Raw genomic sequence first — 20,087 nt, forward strand, 5'->3', positions numbered from 1 at the left:
GAGGTGTACGGGGGCGGGCCGGGCGGGCCCGGGGGCGGCGCGGCGGGGGCGCCCGGGGAGCCCTGGGCGCCCTGCTGGCCCTGGTGACCCTGCTGGCCCTGGTGGCCGGGCTGGGCCGGGCCGCTCGGGAAGCCCGGGATCGCCAGGCCGGGCGGCGGCGTCATCGGGAAGCCGCAGTAGTCGCACCAGTCCTCGGCCTGCGACTCGTGTCCCCTAGGGCAGATCGGCATCAGGTCCCCACTCCAGCAGGTTCGGGTCCGGCGGGTGTCCGGCTCACTTCTTCACGCGCACGGTCTTCGTCGACCGGGTCTCGAGTGTCATCGAGTCGGCCTCGCTCACGTTCTTACGGAACCGAACGGTACCCTCCCGTTCGTCGACCACGTCCACCACCTTCCGCAGCAGCTTGAGGGTGCCCTCGTTGCCGCTGCTGTACGCCAGCCGGACGGCGGCGCCCAGCTTGGCGCCCGCGCGCTCCAAGTCGCCCGCCCGGTGGGCCTCCAGGCCGTCGCGGATCGAGTCGGCCAGCTCGGCCTGGCCGGTGTAGTGCGCGACCTGCGGGTTGATCCGGGTCGAGGAGGCCAGGTCGTCCGTCCACACGGCGCGCACCAGGCCCTGGCCGAGCACCTCGGCGGTGCCGTCGGGGTGCGGCAGGACCAGGCTGATCCGGGCGGCCAGCATCTCGTTGCCGACCGCGGCCGCCGGCACCTCCACGCACACGTGGTAGTCGCGGGACTCGTCGCCCCAGGACCCGGTCGGATAGTCCCCGGCGCGCGTGCCCGCGTCGGTGCGGCGGTCGGTGAGGTCCTCGACGGCGGGGGCGGCCTGCTTGACGAACTTCACCCGGGCATTGGCGGGCGTCCACACCCGCAGGGCGACGTCGGCGACCTGCTTGCCCATCGCGGCGGTCATCATCGCGCGGAAGTCCTCGGCCAGGCCGGAGGACTCGGCGACGATGTCGACGGTGCCGAGCAGCGCGGAGGAGACCTTCCGCAGCTCGGCGACCTCCCAGTCGGTGCCGACGCCGCGGCAGTCCGCGGTGAAGTACCCGGCGGCGGCGTCCAGGGCGCGCTGCAGGGCGGCGGGCTTCTCGTGCTCGTTGCGGCCGTCGGTGAGCAGGATCGCGTGCCGGATGGCCGCCTCCGGGCGGGAGGCGAACAGCTGCTGCGCCTTGGCTATCCAGGTGCCGATCGCGGTGCCGCCGGACGGCTTGAGCCGGCGCAGCGCGTCCTTGGCCTGCTCGCGGGTGTGCCGGTCGGCGACGGCCAGCCGGCCGTTGCCGGGGAAGACGTCGTTCGCCTCGTGGGTGCCCGCGACCACCGCGAAGGCCACGCCGTCGCGGAGTTCGTCGATGGCGGCGGCGGTGGCCTCGCGGGCGTGCCGCATTTTGGTGTTCGGGTACTCCATCGAGCCGGAGCAGTCGATCACCAGGACCACGGCGGCGTCCGGCCCGGGGGCGCCGATCGGGCGCCCGCCGGAGGTGCCGCCGCCGGTCGCGGTCACCGTGACGATCGCGTTGACCTCCCGGGAGCCCTGGGCGAGGTACTCGTTCTGGAAGACGTCGACGTCGAACCGGGGCGCGTCGGGCTTGGACAACGAGGCCATGCGGAGAGCTCCTGTCGCGGAGGGGCGGGAGGGCGGAGGGGTCAGTTCCCGGCCGGGTCCGCGTCCGCCGCCGTGACGGGCACCACGGCGGGCGGGGCGGCGGGCGGCGCCGGCGGTGCGGCGGGCGCGGCGGGTGCGGCGGGTGCGGCGGCGGGCGCGGCCGGGACGGCCGGGCGCAGCGGGACGGTGGCGTCCGGGTCGGCGGCGCGCGGCAGCGGCACGTCGAGCAGGGTGGCGTCGTGGACGGCCGGCGCGGTCGGCGGGTCGATCGGCAGCACCGCGACGGTGATGTTGTCGTGCCCGCCGCGCTCGACCGCGAACCGCACCAACTCCTGGGCGGTGGCCAGCGGTTCGGTGCGGGCGTCGGCCCGGACGAAGAACGCCAGGTCGGTGGCGGCCTCGGCGTAGTTCCACAGGCCGTCGGTGCAGACCAGCAGCACGCCGGGGACGTGCGGGGTGAAGCTGACGGTGTGCGGGTCGAGGTCCTCGGCGTCGGCGCCGAGCCAGCCGGTGATGGCGTGCGCGCGCGGGTCGGCGTACGCCTCGGCCTCGGCCATCAGGTTGGCGGCGACCATCCGGGCCGCCCAGGAGTCGTCCTCGGTGAGCCGGTACGGCTCGGCGGACTCGCGGTCGTCCGGGATCCAGTAGGCGCGGGTGTCGCCGACCCAGCCGATGGTGACCAGGCCGCCGGAGCTGACCGCGCTGACGTAGGTGCAGGCGGGCGCGTTGCTGTGCCGGCCGTCGGGGGCGGTGCCGTCGTGGGCCAGCGCGGTGACGGCCCGGTTGGCGGCGCCGATCGCCTCGCGCATCGCCCGGTCGGGCTCGCGGCCGGAGGCCAGCGCGGCGACCAGCGAGTCGGCGGCGGCGGTGACGGCGGTGGCGGACGCCTCGTCCGGGCGGGAGGAGGAGGACACCCCGTCGCAGACCACGGCGAGCACCACGGGCGCCCCGTCCGGGCCCTCGGCGGTGGCGACGGTGAACGCGTCCTCGTTGCGGTGGTGCCGCAGGCCGCGGTCGGAGACCGCCGCGACGCCGGTCAGCTCCCGCTCCTGGTGGTCGCGTTCGCGCGGCTGCGCCTGGCCGCAGCGCTGGCACCAGCCGTCCGCGAGCTCGGCGGAGCCGCAGTGCGGGCAGCTGGGCACGACGGGCAGGTCGCGCAGGGTCGGCGGCCCGGTCAGGGCGGTGCCGCAGGCCCCGCAGAACGCGTCCTGCGAGCCCAGCGGTTCGGCACAGTTCGGGCACTCGGTCTGCTGCGGCATGCTCACACCCATGTCCTGGGGCGGGCCCGGTTGGCCCGTTCCACCCACTCGATCCTCGTCTCGGCCCGGTCGGACAACCGCGCCAACATCCGGTAGGAGTGTTCCAGGGCGAGCCTCAGTTCCCGTTCCGCGGCGGGATGTCCCAGCACGGTCAGCGTGGCGGGCTTCCCGGCGGCCCCCGCCAGCACCCAGTTCAGCGCCGAGTCCAGTACCTCGACGGCGAGTTCCTCGCGCCGCCGGGCGTCCAGGGTGAGCGCCGCCAGCCGCTCGGAGCTGTCGGCGAGCTCGGCGGCCAGCGGCTCGGTGGCGGCCCGGCCGCGCAGCCGGGCCCGGACCGCGCCGATCCGGGCGGCGGTCCAGTGCGCGGAGCTCTCCGGCACCGCCTCCAGCGCGGCGACCGCGCCGTCCCGGTCGCCGTCCGCGAGCCGGACCCGGGCCAGGCCGAACGCGGCGCTCACGAAGGACCGGTCGACGGTGCCCACCAGCGCGTAGTACCCGGCGGCGGCCGCGGTCTCGCCGAGCAGCTCGGCGCAGACCGCCAGCGCCAGCTTGGGGGCGCCCTCGCCGGGGAACGCGTCGTACAGCGCCTCGAAGGAGTCGCGGGCCTCGGCGGCCCGGCCGGCCGCCAGCGCGGTCAGCGCCCGGTGCCACACCACCCGCCACTCGCCGGGGTGTTCGGCCTCCAGGGCGGCCAGCACCTCGGCGGCGGCCGCGGCCTCGCCCAGCTCCAGGTGGGCGCGCAGCACCCGCAGCCGCAGCTCGGTCGAGTCGGCGCCGGCCGCCCGGAGCACGGCCAGCGCCTCGGCGGGCGCGGCGGGCAGCGCGGCCAGCAGGCCCGCGTTCGGGTCGGCCGGGTCGGCCAGCGGCGCGGGCAGCGCCAGCGCGGCGGCCCGGGCGTCCGGCGCGTGCTCGGCCAACTCGGTGTCGACGACCCGCAGTTCCGGCCCGAACAGGGTGGACGGCGCGGGCCTGGCCTGCCCGTCCTGCAGGCTCAGCACCTCGCGCAGCACGCCGGTCAGCTGCCCGGCCATCTCCTCGGCGGAGGCGAACCGGCGGGCCGGGTCCGGGTCGGTGGCGCGCACCAGCAGGCGGTGGAAGGACTCGTAGCGGGCGAACACCTCCACCTCGTCCGGGCCCGGGAGCTCGTGCCGCCAGCGGTCGGTGTAGCCGGCGAAGTCGAAGGTCAGCACGGCCAGCGTGCGGGCCACCGTGTACAGGTCGGAGGACGGCGAGGGGCCGGCGGTGGCGATCTCCGGGGCCTGGTAGCCGACGGTGCCGTAGATCGGGCCGTCGTCGTCGTGCCGGCGGACCGCGCCCAGGTCGATGATCTTGAGCATGTCGTCCGACTGGATCACGTTGTCCAGCTTGAAGTCGCAGTACACCAGCCCGCGGGCGTGCAGGTAGCCCAGCGCGGGCAGCGCCGCCAGCCCGTACGCCAGCGCCTGCTCGACCGGCAGCGGCGCGCGCCGCCCGTCCGCGGCGCGGCGCTCGTTGGCGATGTCCTTCAGCGACTTGCCGCCGACGTACTCCATCACGATGTAGCCGTCGGCGACGCCGGTCCGGGCGTCCGGGTGCTCGACGAAGTTGATGATCCGGACGATGTTCGGGTGGTCGACCTCGGCCAGGAACCGCCGCTCGGCGATCGCCACCGCCAGCGCGTCCTCGTCCCCGGTGTCCAGCAGGCCCTTGAGCACCACCCAGCGGTCGTTCACCCGGCGGTCCACCGCCAGGTAGATCCAGCCCAGGCCGCCGTGCGCCAGGCAGCCCATCACCTCGTACTGGCCGCCGACCAGGTCGCCGCGCGACAGCTTCGGGCTGAACGAGTACGGGGTGCCGCACTTGGTGCAGAAGCCCTCCGGCCGGCCCGGACGGCCGTCCTGCTCCCGGCCCACCGGCTGGTCGCAGCGCGAGCAGAAGCGCTTGCGCTCCGGCACCTCCGGGTTCGCGAGCACCGCCTGCGCCGGGTCCTGGGTCGGCACCGGGGCGATCGCCACCAGGCCCGCGCCCAGGTTGCCGCGCCGCGCGGTGCCCGTGCTGCCCCGCGAACTGCGCACCGACACCGAGCCGCCGCGCGCCGAACGGCTCGACCGGGACCGGCCGGAGGAGCCGCGGACGGAACCGGGCGCGGGGGCGGACGGGGGCGCCGGGGCGGAGGACGGGGACTGGGCGGAGGACGGGGACGAGGGCGCGGGGGCGGCGGTGGAGGACGTGGCGGCGAGGCCGCACTCGTCGCAGTAGCCGTCGGGGTCGACGGTGCCCGGGCAGTCCGCGCGCCCGCACGGGCCGCCGGGAGCGGCGGTGCCGCCCCGTTCGGGGGCGAGGCCGCACTCGGTGCAGTAGCCGTCGGTGTCGATCTCCCCGGTGCAGCCCGGGCGGGCGCATGCGTCAGCCATCGGTGTCCTCCCCCTGTTCGGTGTCCTGGACCTGCGGCGCCGCCGCCGCTTCCGGCTGGGGCTGCGGCTGCCGTTCGGGTGCGCGCAGCGCCTGCTGGAAGCGGCCGACCGCCTCGGCGGCCGCCCGCAGGTCGCACGGGGCGCTCCAGAGCAGCCAGCGGGCCTTCTCGAAGCGTTCGACCACCTCGGGGTCCTCGGCCAGGCCGAGCCGGGCGGCCATCGCCTTGTACGCCTCCAGCCGCCCGCGCAGCTCGGCCCGGACGGCGAGCGGCTGGGCGACCTCGGTGAGCGCCTGCCGGGCCCGGCCGAGTTCCTTGGCGGCCGCGTCCTCCAGCGCGTCCAGCAGCGGGCCGAGCCGGTGCCACTGGCCGGTCTGCTGGAACTCGACGGCCTGGCCGATCGCCTCGCGCAGCGCGGAGGGCGGGCCGGGCACGGCGGGCACCTCGGTCGCGGCGATCTTCGCCAGCACCTCGCCGCGGGCCCGGCGGGCCTCGGCGAGCGTCAGGTCGGCGCGCTGGAGCAGGTCGGCGACCTGCTGGAGCCGCTCGTGGGACTCGTCGCGCAGCCGCAGCAGGCCCTCCAACTCGACGCGCACGTCGTCCAGTTGGCGTCCCATCCGGTCGAACCCGGCGGTGTCGACGGCGCCGGTGGGGGAGGCCCAGGCCGCTCCTTCGGCGGCCCGGCCGCGCTGCGCGGGCACCCGGCTGGGCCGCCACAGCGCCAGCGGGTCGGCGACCACCAGGGCGCGCAGCGCGCCCAACTGCTGGGCCAGGTCGGCGAGGTCGTCGGCCAACGGGTGCCCGCCGGGGCGGACCCCGACCGAGACCGCGAGCATCTGGACCCGGCCGAGCTCGGCGAGCAGCAGGTCGATCCGGGCGGGCAGCGCCGACCAGACCGCGTCGACGGCGCTCACCACCTCGACCACCACCGCGTACCAGCCGTTCATCCGCTCCAGCAGCTCGACCAGGGTGACCTGTTCGACCAGCCGGGCCGGGCCGCCGATCAGGCCCGCCTCGTCGGGCAGCCGTCCGCCGGAGACGGTCACCGAGCGGCCGGAGAGCAGTTCGCCGAGCTCGCTGAGCTCGGCGGCGGTCGGCCGGGTGCGCCGGGAGCGCACCGCGCGGGCGGAGGCCAGCGCCTCCGCGTACCGGTCGAACAGCGCCCACAGCAGGGCGACGCCGCCCTCGGCGACCGCCCAGCGCTCCCGGGTGCGCCCGGACAGTTCGGCGCCGGTCAGCAGCCGCAGACCGGGGTGGTCCTGGAGCGCCAGCAGCGCCGCCTCGACCGCGTCGCGCTCGGCACCCAGCCGGGCCAGCGCGCGGTCGACCTCCTCACGGTTCATCACCGGGCGGGTCGTTCCGGCCAACGCGGTTCCTCCTCTCGGCCACGGTCGTGGTGACGGGGCGTCGGTCCTGGGGCGGTCGGGACGACCGTCCGTGGGCCGCCAGTCTCCCCGACGCCCGGCACCGCACCGACGGCGGTCCCCCGGATTCCCGGTCCGGGACGGGAAACCGGCCCGGCCCCGCCCCACCGCCGCCCGCGCTGCCCGAGCCGTCCGTGCCACCTGCGTCGCCCGCGCTGCCCGCGCCGCCCGCGTCCGCGCGGTCACCACGGCCGGTACGGGTCGGGCACCCCCATGCTGGGCCGCAGCCAGGTGTCGTAGCTGGCCTGCCAGCCGCCGCCGCGCCACTCGACCAGCACCTGGTTGACCCAGGCGATCAGGTCGGTGTCGTCCTGGTTCATGCCCACGCCCATGTACGTGGGCAGGAAGGACTCCCCGGCCAGCTCCATGGTCTGGTCCTGGGCGACCATCGCGGCCGCCAGCGAGCTGTCCGACAGGGTGGCGTCCGCCTCGCCGAGCTCCATCAGGACCAGGCAGTCCAGCTGGTTGTCGGGCGTGACGACCGAGGCGGCGCCGTGCGCGTTCGCCTTCAGCTCGGTGTGCGAGGAGGAGTTCAGCGCCGCGCACACCCGCTTGCCGCCGAGCGCCTGCGCCACGCTGCCGGCGTGCGCGGCCTTCGGCGCGACCACCCGCTGGGAGACCTTGAAGTACGGGGCGGAGAAGGCGATTTGCTTCTTCCGCTCGCAGGTGACGGTCATCGCCCGGGCGATCAGGTCGACCTGGTGGTCCTTGAGCACGTTGATCCGGTCGGCGGTGGCGATGGTCTTCAGCACCACCTTGTCCGGGTCGCCGAGCACCGACTTGGCGACGGCGCGCGCCAGGTCGATGTCGAAGCCCTCGATCTTGCCGGTCTGCGAGTCGCGGTAGCCCCAGTTGTAGGCGCTCTGGTCGACGCCGACCACCAGGCGGCCGCGCTTGCGGATCTCCTGGATCTTCGCCCCCGCCTGCTCCTTGGGCGGCAGCGACACCCCGGTGTCGCAGTCGTCCGCGGCCACCGCGTTCCCGGCCACCGCGTTCCCGGCCACCGCGTTCCCGGGCATCGCGTTCCCGGCCGCGCCGCCCGCGCCGGCCGCCGAGCCGCCGACCCCCAGCAGGCCCGCCACCAGTGCCGCGGTCGCGGCCAGCGTTCCGGTCCTCGCCCTGTCAGTCCTGCCGGACCTGCGCATCCTTCGCTCCCCCCGTTACCGGTACTCGGCCAGTCGGCGCCCGATGCCGCGCACCGTGCCGCCGACCGCCAGCGCGGCCAGCAGCGCCGCCGCCACCGCCTGGACGGCCAGCGCCCCGTCGACGCCGCCCGCGGCGGAGTCGAACGCGGCCTGCTCGGCCCGTCCGGCCTGCTCCCACTGCTGCTCGGCGGCGTTGAACGCGGCCTCCGCGGTGTCGTCCCGGCCCGGAGCCAGGGTCTGCCGCAGGGTGCCCTCGTAGTCGCCGCTCGCGTCCAGTTCGGCGGCGGCCGCGTGCCGCCGCTGCCACTCGCCGTACCAGCGCTGCGCCTCGGCCAGCCGGTCCCCGGCCCGGGCCGGCGGCGCGGCGGTCAGGCCCGCCACCGAACCGGCGTTGCGCGGCGAGCCGTTCAGGGCCTGGGACAGGCTGGTCCAGCGCTCGTTGTACGCCTCGGTGGCGCCGCGCGAGACCAGGTTGAGGTTCTCCGCGGTGTGCGCCTGCAGCGCCTCCACCCGGACCCGGTTCAGCGCGCGCAGCGGGTCGATGCCCTGGGTGCGGGCCTCGTGCAGGCCGGTGCCGGCCGCCACGGTGCCGCCGACCGTCCACACCAGCGCGACCAGCACCGCCGTCGAGGCGGTCAGCAGGCCCGGGTTGAACACCCGGTTGGTGCGCCGGAACAGCAGCACCTGGTAGCGGCCCAGCGCGCCCAGCAGCAGCACGCCCAGCACCAGCGCGGCCCAGGGCTCGGCGGCGGCCGCGTCGTAGTCGCCGTCCAGCGCGGCGGCCTCGGTGTCGGCCAGCTTCTGCGCGTTCGGCAGCACCGTTTTCTGCAGGTAGTCGGAGGCGTACCGCAGGTAGGCCCCGCCGAGCGGCAGGCCCTCCCGGTTGATCGCCCGGGCGGTCTCCACCAGGCCCGCGTAGCGCGGCAGTTGCTCGCTCAGCTCGGCCAGCCGGCGCTGCGCGTCGGCGGACGCGCCGCTGCGCGCGGCCGCCTGCGGGATCAGCCGGGCGGCGGTGGCCAGGTCGTCCTGGTAGCGCTTGCGGACCTCGGGCGGCTCGGCGGACGCCATCAGGAAGCCCGCGGCGGCGGTGGCGTCGGCGTCCGCCAGCGAACGGTAGAGCTCCGCCGCGTCCTGGCTGAGCGGCTCGCTGCGGGACGCCAACTGCCGGGCCGCGCCCGCCCGGTCGGCGGACTGCCAGGCCGCCGTGACGCCGAACAGCAGTGCCAGCGCCACCAGCACCGCGCCCGCCGTGCGCAGCCGCCCCGGCGGGGTGCGGGCGGCCAGCCGCAGCCGCGCCAGCGGGGCGGACAGCGGGCCGCGGCCCGGCGCCCCGTCCGGCGCCGTGGCCCGGTCGGGCGTCCGGCCCGGAGCAGGGCCCGGCGGCGGGGCGAGGACGCCCCCCTGTGTTTGTGCGGCCACCGTTCCCCCTCGGCTCCACCGGCCCCGTCTCCGGGCAGTATCGCCACGCGGAACGGCCCCCGGGCCGGAGTTGGTCTGGAGTTCGCCGGGCGGTGACCGATCTGTGCCCCACCGGCCCCACCAGGCCCACCACCGAGCTCGACGAAGGGCCCGCCACCGGGCCCGACAAAGGGCCCACCGCCCGACCCGCCACCGGGCCCACCGGGCCGCCCGCCGCCCCCTCGTAAGCTGGACGCCATGCGCCTGACCGGAACCGTCACCCCCGACCGCCCGCTGCTCGTCCTCGCCCTGCCGGAGGAGGCCGCCCACCTCGACGGCGGCCTGCCGGTGCTGCTCACCGGCATGGGCAAGCTCAACGCGGCGGCCGCGCTGGCCACCCTGCTGGCCGGCGGCCGGCGGCCCGCCGCCGTCGTCAACCTGGGCACCGCGGGGGCCCTGCGGCCCGGCCTGGCCGGCACCCACGAGGTCGGCCGGGTGCTCCAGCACGACCTCGACACCCCGCTGCTCGAACAGCTCACCGGCCGCCCGATGGACGGCCCGATCGACCTCTCCGCGGGCGGCCCGGTGCTCGCCACCGGCGACCGCTTCGTCTCCGCCGACGCCGACCGCGACCTGCTGGCCCGCACCGCCGACCTGGTCGACATGGAGGGCTACGCGGTCGCCACCGTCGCCCGCCGCGCCCAGCTGCCCGTCCGGCTGGTCAAGCACGTCAGCGACGAGGCGGGCGACGGCGCGGTCCGCAGCTGGCGGGAGTCCGTCGACGACTGCGCCCGCCTGCTCGCCGACTGGGCCCGCACCCACCTCGGCTGACGCCCCGGCACCTCCGCCGCCCGGGAGAACGCCGGGGCGCCCGCCCGGACCGTGCGACGGTCGGACGGGCGCCCCGGCGGCGCGGTCAGCTCTGGTACGGGTTGGCGCCCGGCGCCGGGTACTGGCCCGGGGCCTGCGCCGGCGGGTACGGGGCCTGGCCCGGGGCCTGCTGCGGGTAGGGGGCCTGGCCGGGGGCCGGCTGGTACTGGCCCGGGACCGGGGCCTGGGCCTGCGGGTACTGGCCCGGGACGCCGGGGCCGCCGCCGAGCAGGCCGCCGGTGAAGGCGTCCATCTCGGTGCGCCAGTAGCGGTGGATGTTCAGGCGGGTCGGCTGCGGCTCGCCCGGGATCTGGAAGCGCAGCGAGCTCCACAGGGTGTTGCGGCGCACGTCGCTGATCGAGGCGCGGGCCTGGTCGAGCGGGATGACGTGCAGCAGGTCCAGCGGACGGTTGCTCACCCGGGAGGCGCGGTGGATGACGACGACCCGGTGGGTCAGCGTCACGAAGTAGTACTTCACGAACAGCTGGCCGATCAGACCGAACTGCTGGGTCAGCCACGGGCTCGGGCCGGTGACCGTGTGGAAGGTCGTCACCGGGCGGTCGTTGGGCTCGATCGCGGCGATCGCCGCGGCGACCTGCTCCTGCATCGTGGACTTGCGGATCGCCATCTGGCGCTGCTCCCGGTGCTCCAGGCGCACGCCCCCGTCGGACGCGCTGTGAGCGCGCGACACTAACAACCCCACCGGCCGGGTTCAACGGACAGAACGGGCATCCCAGGCGCCATTGCCAGATGTTCACTCAACTGATACCGGACCCGGGAACTTGTCGGCCCCGTGACGTACCGTCACCTGCGGAAACCCTGCGCCTAACCCCTCGCCGTACCCCCTCGCCACGCGCTCAGCCACGCGCCCCGCCCGCCGGGGAGAAGACCGCCGGCGGGGGCGTCCGAGGCATGTGCGGTGCTTCGGAGGCCCCCGCCGGCGGCGGCTCGCGGGCGGGACGGTCGGCCGGACGGCCCGTCAGGCCGCTATCGGGTGGGTGGTCGGGTAGGCGTCGCGCAGGCGGCGGTGGGCGGCGGGGGCGGCGTCGAGGTGGTCCAGGCCGAGCAGGGCCGCGCCGAGGACCGGGGGCGCGACGACCACGCGGGGCTCGGCGAGCGGGGCGTCGGCGGCCAGCCGGGCGGTCAGGTTGTCGATCAGCAGGGGCTGCCGGGAGGCCAGCACGCCGCCGCCGAGCACGACCGGCACCGGGCGGTCGAGCAGTTCCAGCCGGGTGAGGGCGACCACCGCGAGCCGGGCCACCTCGTCGGCCTGGCGGTCGATCAGGCCGAGCGCGATCGGGTCGCCGGCGGTGCCGGCCGCGAACAGCACCTGGGAGACCTCGTGCAGCCGGGCCGGGGCGATCCGGCCCAGGTGGAGGGCCTCGGCGAGGGCGTTGGCCCCGGCCAGTCCGAAGTGGGCGCCGATCATCGGGGAGAGCAGGGTGGCTTCGCCGCGGCCGTCCTCGGCCCGGGCGGCGTGCCACATGGCCTCCTCGGCGAGTCCGCCGCCGCCGCCCCAGTCGCCGGTGAGCCGGCCGAGCGCGGGCCAGCGGGCGGTGCGCCCGTCGGGCCGCAGGCCGACGCAGTTGATGCCGGCGCCGCAGACCACCGCGACGCCCAGCGGCCCGTCGGTGCCGGCCCGGAGCAGGCCGAAGGTGTCGTTGGCGACGTGCACGGACGTCGCCCAGCCGTGTCCGGCTATCGCCTCGTGCAGCTGCTGTTCCTCGATCGGCAGGTCCGCGTTGGCGAGGCAGGCGCTGACGTGGTCGGTCAGCGGCCGCCCGCCGGGCTGCCGGGTGACGCCGGCCTGCCGGGCCAGGTCGTCGACCAGCGGGGCGAGCGCGGCGACGGCGGCGGCCGGGCCGGTGCGCTGCGGCTGGAAGCCGCCGCCGCGGGCGGTGGCCAGGACGGTGCCGTCGGCGCCGACCAGGGCGAGGTCGGTCTTGCTGTTGCCGGCGTCGATGGCGAGGACGCCGGGCAGGTGTGCGGAGTGGCTCATCGGCCGGTCCCCCCGTGGTGGTGCTCGGTGGTGGTGCGGTGGTGCTCCGCCATGGTGCCGGTCACGCCCAGCTCAGGTGGGCGCGGTTGTGGGCGAGCAGTCGGTCGGTGAGCTGGTCGGCGAGTTCGATCTGGCCGACCAGCGGGTGGGCGAGCAGCGCGTCGAAGACCCGGTCCCGGCCGCCGTGCAGGGCGGCGTCCAGCGCCAGGTGCTCGTACGCGGTGACGTTGGCGATCAGGCCGGCGTAGAGCGGTTCGACGGGGCGCTGCGGCAGCGGGCGGACGCCGGCGGCGTCGACCTCGGCGGGGACCTCGATGACGGCGTCGTCGGGCAGGAAGGGCAGCACGCCGTCGTTGCGGGTGTTGACGACCTGGACGGTGGTGCGGCCGTCGGTGCCGAGCAGCGAGGCGATCAGCTGCACGGCGGCCTCGGAGTAGAACGCGCCGCCGCGCTTGCCGAGCAGTTCGGGCTTGGTGTCCAGGGCCGGGTCGGCGTACATCTCCAGCAGCTGCTGCTCGATCGCGGCGACCTCGGCGGCCCGGGAGCCCTTGACCTTGAGCTCCTCGACGACCAGGTCGTGCTGGTAGAAGTAGCGCAGGTAGTAGGAGGGGACGACGCCGAGCCGGCTGACCACCGGCAGCGGCAGGTGCAGGTCGGCGGCGATCGCCTCGCCGTGCTCGGCGAGCAGCTGCGGCAGCACCTCGCGGCCGGTGGTGGCGCCGGGGGAGTCGAGCAGGGTGACGCCGCGCTCCCAGGTGAGGTGGTTCAGGCCGACGTGGTCCAGGCGGACCAGCTCGGGGTCGACGCCGAGGTGGGCGGCGAACTTGCGCTGGAAGCCGATCGCCACGTTGCACAGCCCGACGGCCTTGTGCCCGGCGGTCTGCAGGGCGCGGGTGACGATGCCGACCGGGTTGGTGAAGTCGACGATCCAGGCGTCCGGGTTGGTGCGGCGGACCTGCTCGGCGATGTCCAGCACCACCGGGACGGTGCGCAGCGCCTTGGCGAGGCCGCCCGCGCCGGTGGTCTCCTGGCCGACGCAGCCGCACTCCAGCGGCCAGGTCTCGTCCTGGTTGCGGGCGGCCTGTCCGCCGACCCGCAGCTGCAGCAGCACCGCGTCGGCGCCCTGGACGCCCGCGGTGACGTCGGTGGCGGTGGTGACGGTGGCGCCGTGGCCCTGCTTGGCGAAGATCCGGCGGGCCAGGGCGGCGATCAGTTCCAGGCGGTCGGCCGCCGGGTCGATCAGCACCAGCTCGCGGATCGGCAGGGTGTCGCGCAGCCGCGCGAACCCGTCGATCAGTTCCGGCGTGTAGGTGGAACCGCCGCCGACGATTGCCAACTTCAGTGCGGACATCAGCCCTTGACCCCTGTCAGTGTGACGCCTTCGATGAAGGCGCGTTGTGCGAAGAAGAACAGAACGATCACCGGCGCCAGCACCAGCAGCGTCGCCGCCATGGTGAGGTTCCAGTTGGTGTGGTGGGCGCCCTTGAAGGACTCCAGGCCGTAGCTGAGGGTCCAGGCGCCGGGGTTCTCGGAGGCGTAGATCTGCGGGCCGAAGTAGTCGTTCCAGCAGTAGAAGAACTGGAACAGCGCGACGGCGGCGATCGCGGGCCTGGCCATCGGCAGGACCACCCGCAGCAGGGTGCGCAGTTCGCCGCAGCCGTCGATCCGGGCGGCCTCGGTGTACTCCTGGGGGATGGTCAGCAGGAACTGGCGGAGCAGGAAGATCGAGAAGGCGTCGCCGAACGCCATCGGGATGATCAGCGGCCAGAGCGTGCCGGACAGGTGCAGCTGCTTCGCCCAGAACAGGTACATCGGGATGATGGTGACCTGGGGCGGCAGCATCATCATCGAGATGACCGCCATCAGGGCCAGGTTGCGGCCGCGGAAGCGGAACTTGGCGAGCGCGTAGGCCACCGGCAGGCTGGAGGCGAGGGTCAGCGCGGTGCCGGCCGCCGCGTACAGCAGGGTGTTGCGCCACCAGGTGAGGAAGCCGTCGGTGTTCCACACCTTGGTGAAGTTCGACCACTGCCAGTGGTGCGGCCACAGGTCGGAGGTGAGCGCCTGCTGGTCCGTCATCACCGAGGTGAGGAGGACGAACACGAGGGGCAGCAGGAAGAACAGCGCGGCGGCGATCGCCAGGGAGTGCACCGCGACCCAGTTCAGGGCGGCGCGGCGGCGGGCGGCGCGGTCGGCGGCGGCGGTCGGGGCGGGGCGTTCGCGGGGGAGCGCGGAGGCGAGGGTCACGGGGGCTCAGTCCTCCGTCAGGAAGCCGGACTTGCGCCGCAGCAGGATCGAGGTGAACGCCATGGTGAGGGCGAACAGGATGAGGGCGACGACGCAGGCGGAGCCGTAGTCGTAGTGCTGGAAGCCGAGGTTGTAGACCATCTGCGGCAGCGTCCAGGTGGAGCCGTGCGGGTAGCCGGACTCGAACTGCTGCCCGGAGCCGCCGATCACGCCGGAGGCGACCTTCCCGGCCACGATCGCCTGGGTGTAGTACTGCATGGTCTGGATCACGCCGGTGACCACGGCGAACACCACGATCGGCGAGATGTTCGGCAGGGTGACGTACCGGAACCGCTGCAGGGCGCCCGCGCCGTCCAGTTCGGCCGCCTCGTACTGCTCCCGGGGGACGTCCAGCAGCGCCGCCATGAAGATCACCATCAGGTCGCCGATGCCCCACATGGCCAGCATGGTCAGGGCCGGCTTCGACCAGGACGGGTCGGTGAACCAGCCGGGCTGCGGCAGGCCGGCCTCGCCCAGCAGGTGGTTGACCGGGCCGGTGCCGGGGTTGAGCAGGAAGGCGAAGGCCATCGTGGCGGCCACCGGCGGGGCCAGGTAGGGCAGGTAGAAGGCGGTGCGGAAGAACCCGGCGCCGGTCTTCACCTTGGTGATCAGCAGGCCGATGCCGAGGCCGAACGCCACCCGCAGGGTGACCATCACCGCGACCAGCCAGAGCGTGTTGCCCAGGCCCCGCCAGAACGGCGGGTACTTGGTGAAGACGTAGTCCCAGTTCTTCAGGCCGGAGAAGGTCGGCGCCAGGTACCCGTCGTAGTGCGTGAACGAGAAGTAGGCGGTGGAGGCCAGCGGGTACAGGAAGAAGACGCCGAACCCGATCAGCCACGGGGAGAGGAAGGCCAGGGTCCTGGCCCGCTCCCGCCGGCGCTTGCGGCGCAGCGCCGGCGGGAGCGCGGGGCTCACGGTCGCCATGTCACTTCGCCTGGTTGACGGCGTCGTCGATCTCCTTGGCGGTGGCCGCCAGGCCCGCCTTCAGGTCGGTCTGCTGGCCGGACTCCACCGCGTAGCTGAGGTTCTGCAGCGACACCTGGTAGGCGCCGCCGTTGATGCTGGCCGGGGTGGTGGCGGAGTTCGGGTTCCTGGCGATGTCGAGGAAGGTGCGGAAGTTCGGGTCGGCGTCCAGCTTCGGCGACTCCAGCGCGGCCAGGGTGCTGGGCACGTTGTGGATCGCGTTGGCGAAGGAGACCACCGCGTCGGTGTCGGTGGTCAGGTACTTGACGAAGGTCCAGGCCGCGGTCTGCTTCTTCGAGCCGTTGGCGATGCCGACGATGGTGCCGGTCTGGTAGCCGCGGCCGTACGTGCCGGCCTGGTCGTCCGGCACCGGGAACGGCGCGGTGGCCCACTCGAAGGACGGCTTGTCCTCGGCCAGCGAGGCGGCGCGCCACTCGCCGTCCATGCTCATCGCCACCTGCCCGGTGGCGAACGGGTTCTTGGCGCTGAACTCGTCGCCGAAGGAGGTCCGGTACTTCTCCAGCTTGGCGAACCCGCCCAGCCGGTCCACCAGCTGCTTCTGCCAGGTCAGGGCGGCGGCCACGGTCGGGTCGGTGGCCACGTCGGACTTCCCGTCCGGGCCGAAGTAGGTGCTGCCGTACTGGCCGAGGTAGTGCGCGATCGAGGTCTCGTAGCCGTGGTAGTTCGGCATGAAGCCCAGCTGCCGGTACGAGTCGCCGTCCGGGACGGTCAGCTTGGCGGCGTCCTCGGCGAACTCGCTGAACGTCTTCGGCGGCGCGGTGATCCCGGCCGCCGCGAACGCGGTCTTGTTGTAGTACAGCCCGTAGGCGTCGCCGAGCAGCGGCAGCGAGCACTGGTTGCCCTGGTACCGGCTGTAGGCGAGCATCGCGGCCGGGAAGGTCTTCGCCGGGTCGACGCCGTCCTGCTTCAGCATCGGCCCGAGGTCGGCCCACACGTGCGAGGAGCAGAACTTGCCCACGTTGTCGGTGGAGAACGAGGACACCACGTCCGGGGCGTCCGGGCCGCCCGCCCGCAGCGCCTGCTGGGCCTTGTCGTCGGCGATGTCGCCGACCACCTTGACGTGGATGTTGGGGTGCAGCTTCTCGAAGGCGGCGACGTTGTCGTTGATCGCCTTCACCTCGTTGTCCTGGTTCCAGCCGTGCCAGAAGGTGATCGTCACGTCCTGGCCGGACGCCGAACCGTCCTGCCCGCCACCGGAGTTGGTGCCGGTGCAGGCCGAGGCCAGCAGGGTCGCGCAGAGCGCGGCGGTGAGCGCGGCCAGCGGGCGGCGGACGGGCGGGGCGCTGCGGGTGGTGTCCACGGAATTGCACTCCTGGGGAGGGTACGGGGGCAGGGCGGCAGGGCCCGGCGTCCCGTGGGGGGAAGGGGAGTGGGAGCGAACGTCTCGGATCGGTGCCGCGCGGGTGCGCCAGTGCGCCCGCGCGGCGGTGCGTCAGTGCGTGCTGAACAGGACGTCCCGGGTGGTCGCCAGCGCGCGCTGCAGCGCACCGGTCAGGACGGGCGACCCCGGCACGGCCGACAGCCGCACCTCCGGCCGCGGGATGGACATCCGGCCCAGGGCCTCCTGGACCAGCTCCCGCAGGCGTTCCCCGCCCGCGGTCGGCGTCCCCCCGGAGAGCACCACCAGCTCCGGGTCCACCACCGAGGCGATCACCGCCAGCCCGACCGCCAGCCGTTCGGCCAGCTCGGCCAGGAAGGCCTCGCCCCCGGCACTGTCCAGGGCCCCGGCCACCGCCTGCGCCGCGTCGGCGCCGCGCAGCCCGTGCCGGCGGGCCAGCGCCAGTACCGCGGGCTCGCCGGCCAGGTCCTGGAACCCGCCGGACACCTTCCGGCGGGCGTTCAACGACACCGGGGCGTCGGGCACCGGCATGTAGCCGACCTCGCCCGCACCCCCGGTGAAACCCCGGTGCAGCCGGCCCGCGATCACGATCGCCGCGCCGATGCCCTCCTCGGCCCACAGCAGCACGAAGTCCTCGCACCCCGCCGCCGCCCCGCCGGCCTGCTCCGCCACCGCGGCCAGGTTCACGTCGTTCTCGATCGACACCGGCGCGCCCAGGGCCTGCTCCAGCTCCTCCACCAGCCGCGGCGAGTGCCAGCCCGGCAGGTGCGAGGCGTAGCGCAGCTTCCCGGTCACCGGGTCCGGCGCGCCGCCGATCCCGATCACCACCTCGCGCAGCGACCCGGGCGCGAGCTGCGCCCGGCGCACCGTCTCCGCGACGGCCTCCGCGACCCGGGCCACCGTCTCCGCGGCCGGCCACCCCTTGGTCGACACCCGGTGCTCGGCCAGCGTCGCCCCGGTGATGTCCGCGACCGCGACCCGGACCGTGGTGCTGGTCACGTCCACGCCCGCGACGTGGCCGGCGGCCGGGTTCACCTGGTAGAGCTGGGCGTTCGGCCCCGGCCCGCCGGCGGTCGTCCCGACCGGCACCACCAGCCCGACGGCCTCCAGCCGGGCCAGCAGCTGCGAGGCGGTCGGCTTCGAGAGCCCGGTCAGGCTCCCGATCTGGGTGCGGGACAGCGGGCCGTTGGCGAGCAGCAGCTCCAGCGCGGCGCGGTCGTTTATGGCCCGCAGCAGACTCGGCGTACCGGCCAGCGGGGAACGGGGCGTCTTTCGGGTGGTCACGGCCCGATCCTCCTCTGCGTACGCGGTTGCGGCCAACTGTTAGGAAAGTTTCCAATCATGAGTCGCGGATGTCAACGCCCCGACACCGGTTCGTTGTGCGGTGCCGCGCCGAGGAAGGGGCGGGCGGTGCTGCCGAGCGGCGGACGGCCCCGTGCCGTCCGTCCGCCCGCCGCGTCCTGACGATCCGTCAGAAGATCCCGCTGATCTGCGCGTTGGCGGAGACCACCGCCGTGACCAGCACGGTCAGCACCGCGCCCAGCCCGGTGGCCAGGTAGAGCCGCCGCTGCGGCGAGCCGCCCGGGAACGCCAGCACGCCGCCGGTGATCGCGGCGCCCGCGGTGACCGACTCGACCGCCACCTTGGCCGCGGTGACCGTCGCGGCGGCCTCCGGCAGGTCGCCCACCAGGTAGGTGAGCAGCAGGTAGGCGGTGAGGGCCAGGCCGAGCCCCAGCAGCGCGAAGCCGCCGACGATCCGCAGCAGCACGGCCCGGGCCGCCCGGCCCCTGGCCTCGGCCCCGGCCCCGTACGCAGCGTCCTCGTCGTCCTCGAACGGCTCCCAGGCCGCGTCCCCGGTCGCCGCCGCGTGGACGGGCGCCGCCCCGTACGACGGAACCGGAGGGCCGTACGACGGAACCGGGGGCCCGTACGAGGGCGACGGCGGGCCGAACGAGGGCGGCGGGCCGTACGCGGGCACGGGCGGGCCGTACGCGGGCGGCACCGCGGGCGTGCGGTCCAGCGCGGTCGGCACCGGCCCGGGGCCCGGCGGCACCGCCGGGACGGCCGGTGGCGCGGGCGGCGCGGGCGGGGCGGGGAACGCGGGGGCGGCGGCCGGGTCGCGCAGCGTCCGCAGGGCGGCCTCGGCGGTGGGGCGGGCGGCCGGGTCCTTCGCCATCAGCTGCCCGATCACGCCGGACAGCGGGCCGGGGCCGGGCAGCGGCGCGGGGTGGTGGGCGAAGACCGCGAGCACCGAGTCCGAGACGCTGTCGCGGCGGAACGGCGAGTGCCCGGTGGCCGCGTGGTAGAGCGTCACCCCGCGGGAGAACAGGTCGCCGGCCGGGGCGGCCTCGCGGCCCTCGGCGCGCTCCGGGGCGATGTACTCGAAGGAGCCGACGACCGTCCCGGCGGCGGTCAGCGCGGTGTCGGCGGCGTGCACGGCGATGCCGAAGTCGGTGAGCAGCACCCGCCCGTCGGCGGCGAGCAGCACGTTGGCGGGCTTCACGTCCCGGTGCACGATCCCGGCGGCGTGCGCGGCGGCCAGCGCGCCGAGCACGGCGTCGCCGATCGCGGACAGCCGGGGTGCGGGGATCGGCCCGACGGCGCGGATCTCGTCGTCCAGGGTGCGGCCGGTGACCAGTTCCATCACGATCCACGGCACGCCCTGGTCGATCACCACGTCGTGCACGGCCACCACGTTGGGGTGGTTGCGCAGCCGGGCGGCGTGCCGGGCCTCGCGCTCGGCGCGGGCCGCGTTGGCGGCCGCGGCCTCGCTCGGCCCGCCCTGCGGGAGCAGCACCTCCTTGACCGCGACGTCGACCCGCAGCCGCTCGTCGACGGCCTTCCAGACCCGGCCGAACCCGCCCGCACCGAGCTGCTCGACCAGCCGGTACCGCTCGCCGACCAGTGCGCCGGCGTAGCCCCCCTGCGACATGCATCCCCCTCGTCCGCACCGTGCGACGCCAGAGGATCCCACACCCCGGCCCCCGGGAGAATCCGCGGGCCGGGCTGACGCACCGTCACTTTCCCTGGGCTCGGAAGTGATGCTCCGTCAGCCCTGGTGCGGGAGAAGTCAGTTGCCCGTCCCGGTGAAAACGGACGATTCGGTTCCGAGGCGCCGCCGGGGCCGGTAGCCTCCCAGCGACCGACGCGCTCCGGGGGGAGCGGAGGGCGGTCCTTGAAGGAGGAACGTGCGAGTGATCAGAGAGCAGTACCGGCGCCCCGCCGCGCTGGCGGGCATACTCGCGGTCGGCCTGGTGGCCGGCGCGACGGCCGCCGCACCCACCGCCTTCCCGGCCTCGGCGGACGGGTCGGTGACGGTGCGGGTGGTGCGGGCGGTGGACGAGAGCGGGACGTGGAGTCCGGCGCTGGAGCCGGGCCTGGCCGGGGTGACG

The 20,087-nt window shown here is 75.3% G+C and carries 16 protein-coding genes and 1 pseudogene; 2 read left to right on the top strand and 15 right to left on the bottom strand.

Annotation, left to right across the window (positions count from 1 at the left end; genetic code table 11):
- The 7 genes and pseudogenes from IH44_RS0133155 to IH44_RS0133185 form a co-directional block, all read right to left on the bottom strand.
- Positions 1-230: pseudogene (locus tag IH44_RS0133155) on the bottom strand (hypothetical protein); the annotation flags it as partial.
- A gap of 43 nt (positions 231-273) precedes the next feature.
- Complete coding sequence (locus IH44_RS0133160) at positions 274-1,602, bottom strand: VWA domain-containing protein (protein WP_030463508.1); 1,329 nt, start codon at positions 1,600-1,602, stop codon at positions 274-276.
- A 41-nt stretch (positions 1,603-1,643) separates the two neighbouring features.
- Positions 1,644-2,861: a PP2C family serine/threonine-protein phosphatase gene (locus IH44_RS0133165; RefSeq protein ID WP_063759729.1), complete on the bottom strand. Its 1,218-nt coding sequence runs from the start codon at positions 2,859-2,861 to the stop codon at positions 1,644-1,646.
- Positions 2,862-2,863: 2 nt separating this feature from the next.
- Positions 2,864-5,254: a serine/threonine-protein kinase gene (locus IH44_RS0133170; protein WP_030463510.1), complete on the bottom strand. Its 2,391-nt coding sequence runs from the start codon at positions 5,252-5,254 to the stop codon at positions 2,864-2,866.
- Entirely contained in the window at positions 5,247-6,596 is a 1,350-nt protein-coding gene (locus tag IH44_RS0133175; protein WP_030463511.1) for a hypothetical protein, read from the bottom strand. The genes IH44_RS0133170 and IH44_RS0133175 overlap by 8 nt, the downstream gene beginning before the upstream one ends.
- 263 nt (positions 6,597-6,859) lie before the next feature.
- A complete protein-coding gene (locus IH44_RS0133180) occupies positions 6,860-7,822 on the bottom strand; it encodes a glutamate ABC transporter substrate-binding protein (RefSeq protein ID WP_081967282.1) in 963 nt (320 codons plus the stop codon).
- 15 nt (positions 7,823-7,837) lie between these two features.
- Positions 7,838-9,241 (bottom strand): hypothetical protein, encoded by a 1,404-nt coding sequence (locus tag IH44_RS0133185; protein WP_051817825.1) that lies wholly within the window; start codon positions 9,239-9,241, stop codon positions 7,838-7,840.
- 237 nt (positions 9,242-9,478) lie between these two features.
- Here IH44_RS0133185 and IH44_RS0133190 point away from each other — a divergent pair, with 237 nt between their 5' ends.
- Positions 9,479-10,051 carry a nucleosidase gene (locus IH44_RS0133190; RefSeq protein ID WP_030463514.1) on the top strand — a complete coding sequence of 191 codons (573 nt, stop codon included), beginning with the start codon at positions 9,479-9,481 and terminating at the stop codon, positions 10,049-10,051.
- Positions 10,052-10,136: 85 nt separating this feature from the next.
- Here the strand turns inward: IH44_RS0133190 and IH44_RS0133195 are convergent, their stop codons facing one another.
- The 8 genes from IH44_RS0133195 to IH44_RS0133230 form a co-directional block, all read right to left on the bottom strand.
- On the bottom strand, positions 10,137-10,748 hold the full coding sequence (locus IH44_RS0133195; RefSeq protein WP_051817827.1) for a hypothetical protein: 612 nt from the start codon (positions 10,746-10,748) through the stop codon (positions 10,137-10,139).
- A 321-nt stretch (positions 10,749-11,069) separates the two neighbouring features.
- On the bottom strand, positions 11,070-12,089 hold the full coding sequence (locus IH44_RS0133200) for an N-acetylglucosamine kinase (RefSeq protein WP_030463516.1): 1,020 nt from the start codon (positions 12,087-12,089) through the stop codon (positions 11,070-11,072).
- Positions 12,090-12,150: 61 nt separating this feature from the next.
- Positions 12,151-13,431, bottom strand: a complete 1,281-nt coding sequence (locus IH44_RS0133205; protein WP_030463517.1) for a 6-phospho-beta-glucosidase — start codon at positions 13,429-13,431, stop codon at positions 12,151-12,153.
- 8 nt (positions 13,432-13,439) lie between these two features.
- A complete protein-coding gene (locus tag IH44_RS0133210; RefSeq protein WP_030463518.1) occupies positions 13,440-14,333 on the bottom strand; it encodes a carbohydrate ABC transporter permease in 894 nt (297 codons plus the stop codon).
- Positions 14,334-14,339: 6 nt separating this feature from the next.
- Positions 14,340-15,296: a carbohydrate ABC transporter permease gene (locus tag IH44_RS0133215; RefSeq protein ID WP_030463519.1), complete on the bottom strand. Its 957-nt coding sequence runs from the start codon at positions 15,294-15,296 to the stop codon at positions 14,340-14,342.
- A 1-nt stretch (position 15,297) separates the two neighbouring features.
- Positions 15,298-16,656 (bottom strand): ABC transporter substrate-binding protein, encoded by a 1,359-nt coding sequence (locus tag IH44_RS0133220; RefSeq protein WP_030463520.1) that lies wholly within the window; start codon positions 16,654-16,656, stop codon positions 15,298-15,300.
- Between the two features lie 132 nt (positions 16,657-16,788).
- Positions 16,789-17,979 carry an ROK family transcriptional regulator gene (locus IH44_RS0133225; protein ID WP_030463521.1) on the bottom strand — a complete coding sequence of 397 codons (1,191 nt, stop codon included), beginning with the start codon at positions 17,977-17,979 and terminating at the stop codon, positions 16,789-16,791.
- Between the two features lie 187 nt (positions 17,980-18,166).
- A complete protein-coding gene (locus tag IH44_RS0133230) occupies positions 18,167-19,627 on the bottom strand; it encodes a serine/threonine-protein kinase (protein WP_051817829.1) in 1,461 nt (486 codons plus the stop codon).
- 256 nt (positions 19,628-19,883) lie between these two features.
- On the opposite strand from IH44_RS0133230, the gene IH44_RS0133235 reads away from it, so the two are divergent.
- A partial coding sequence (locus IH44_RS0133235; protein ID WP_157852551.1) for a hypothetical protein occupies positions 19,884-20,087 on the top strand: 204 nt, incomplete at its 3' end.

This window comes from Kitasatospora sp. NRRL B-11411 (assembly GCF_000721345.1).
Classification (GTDB): domain Bacteria; phylum Actinomycetota; class Actinomycetes; order Streptomycetales; family Streptomycetaceae; genus Kitasatospora; species Kitasatospora cineracea.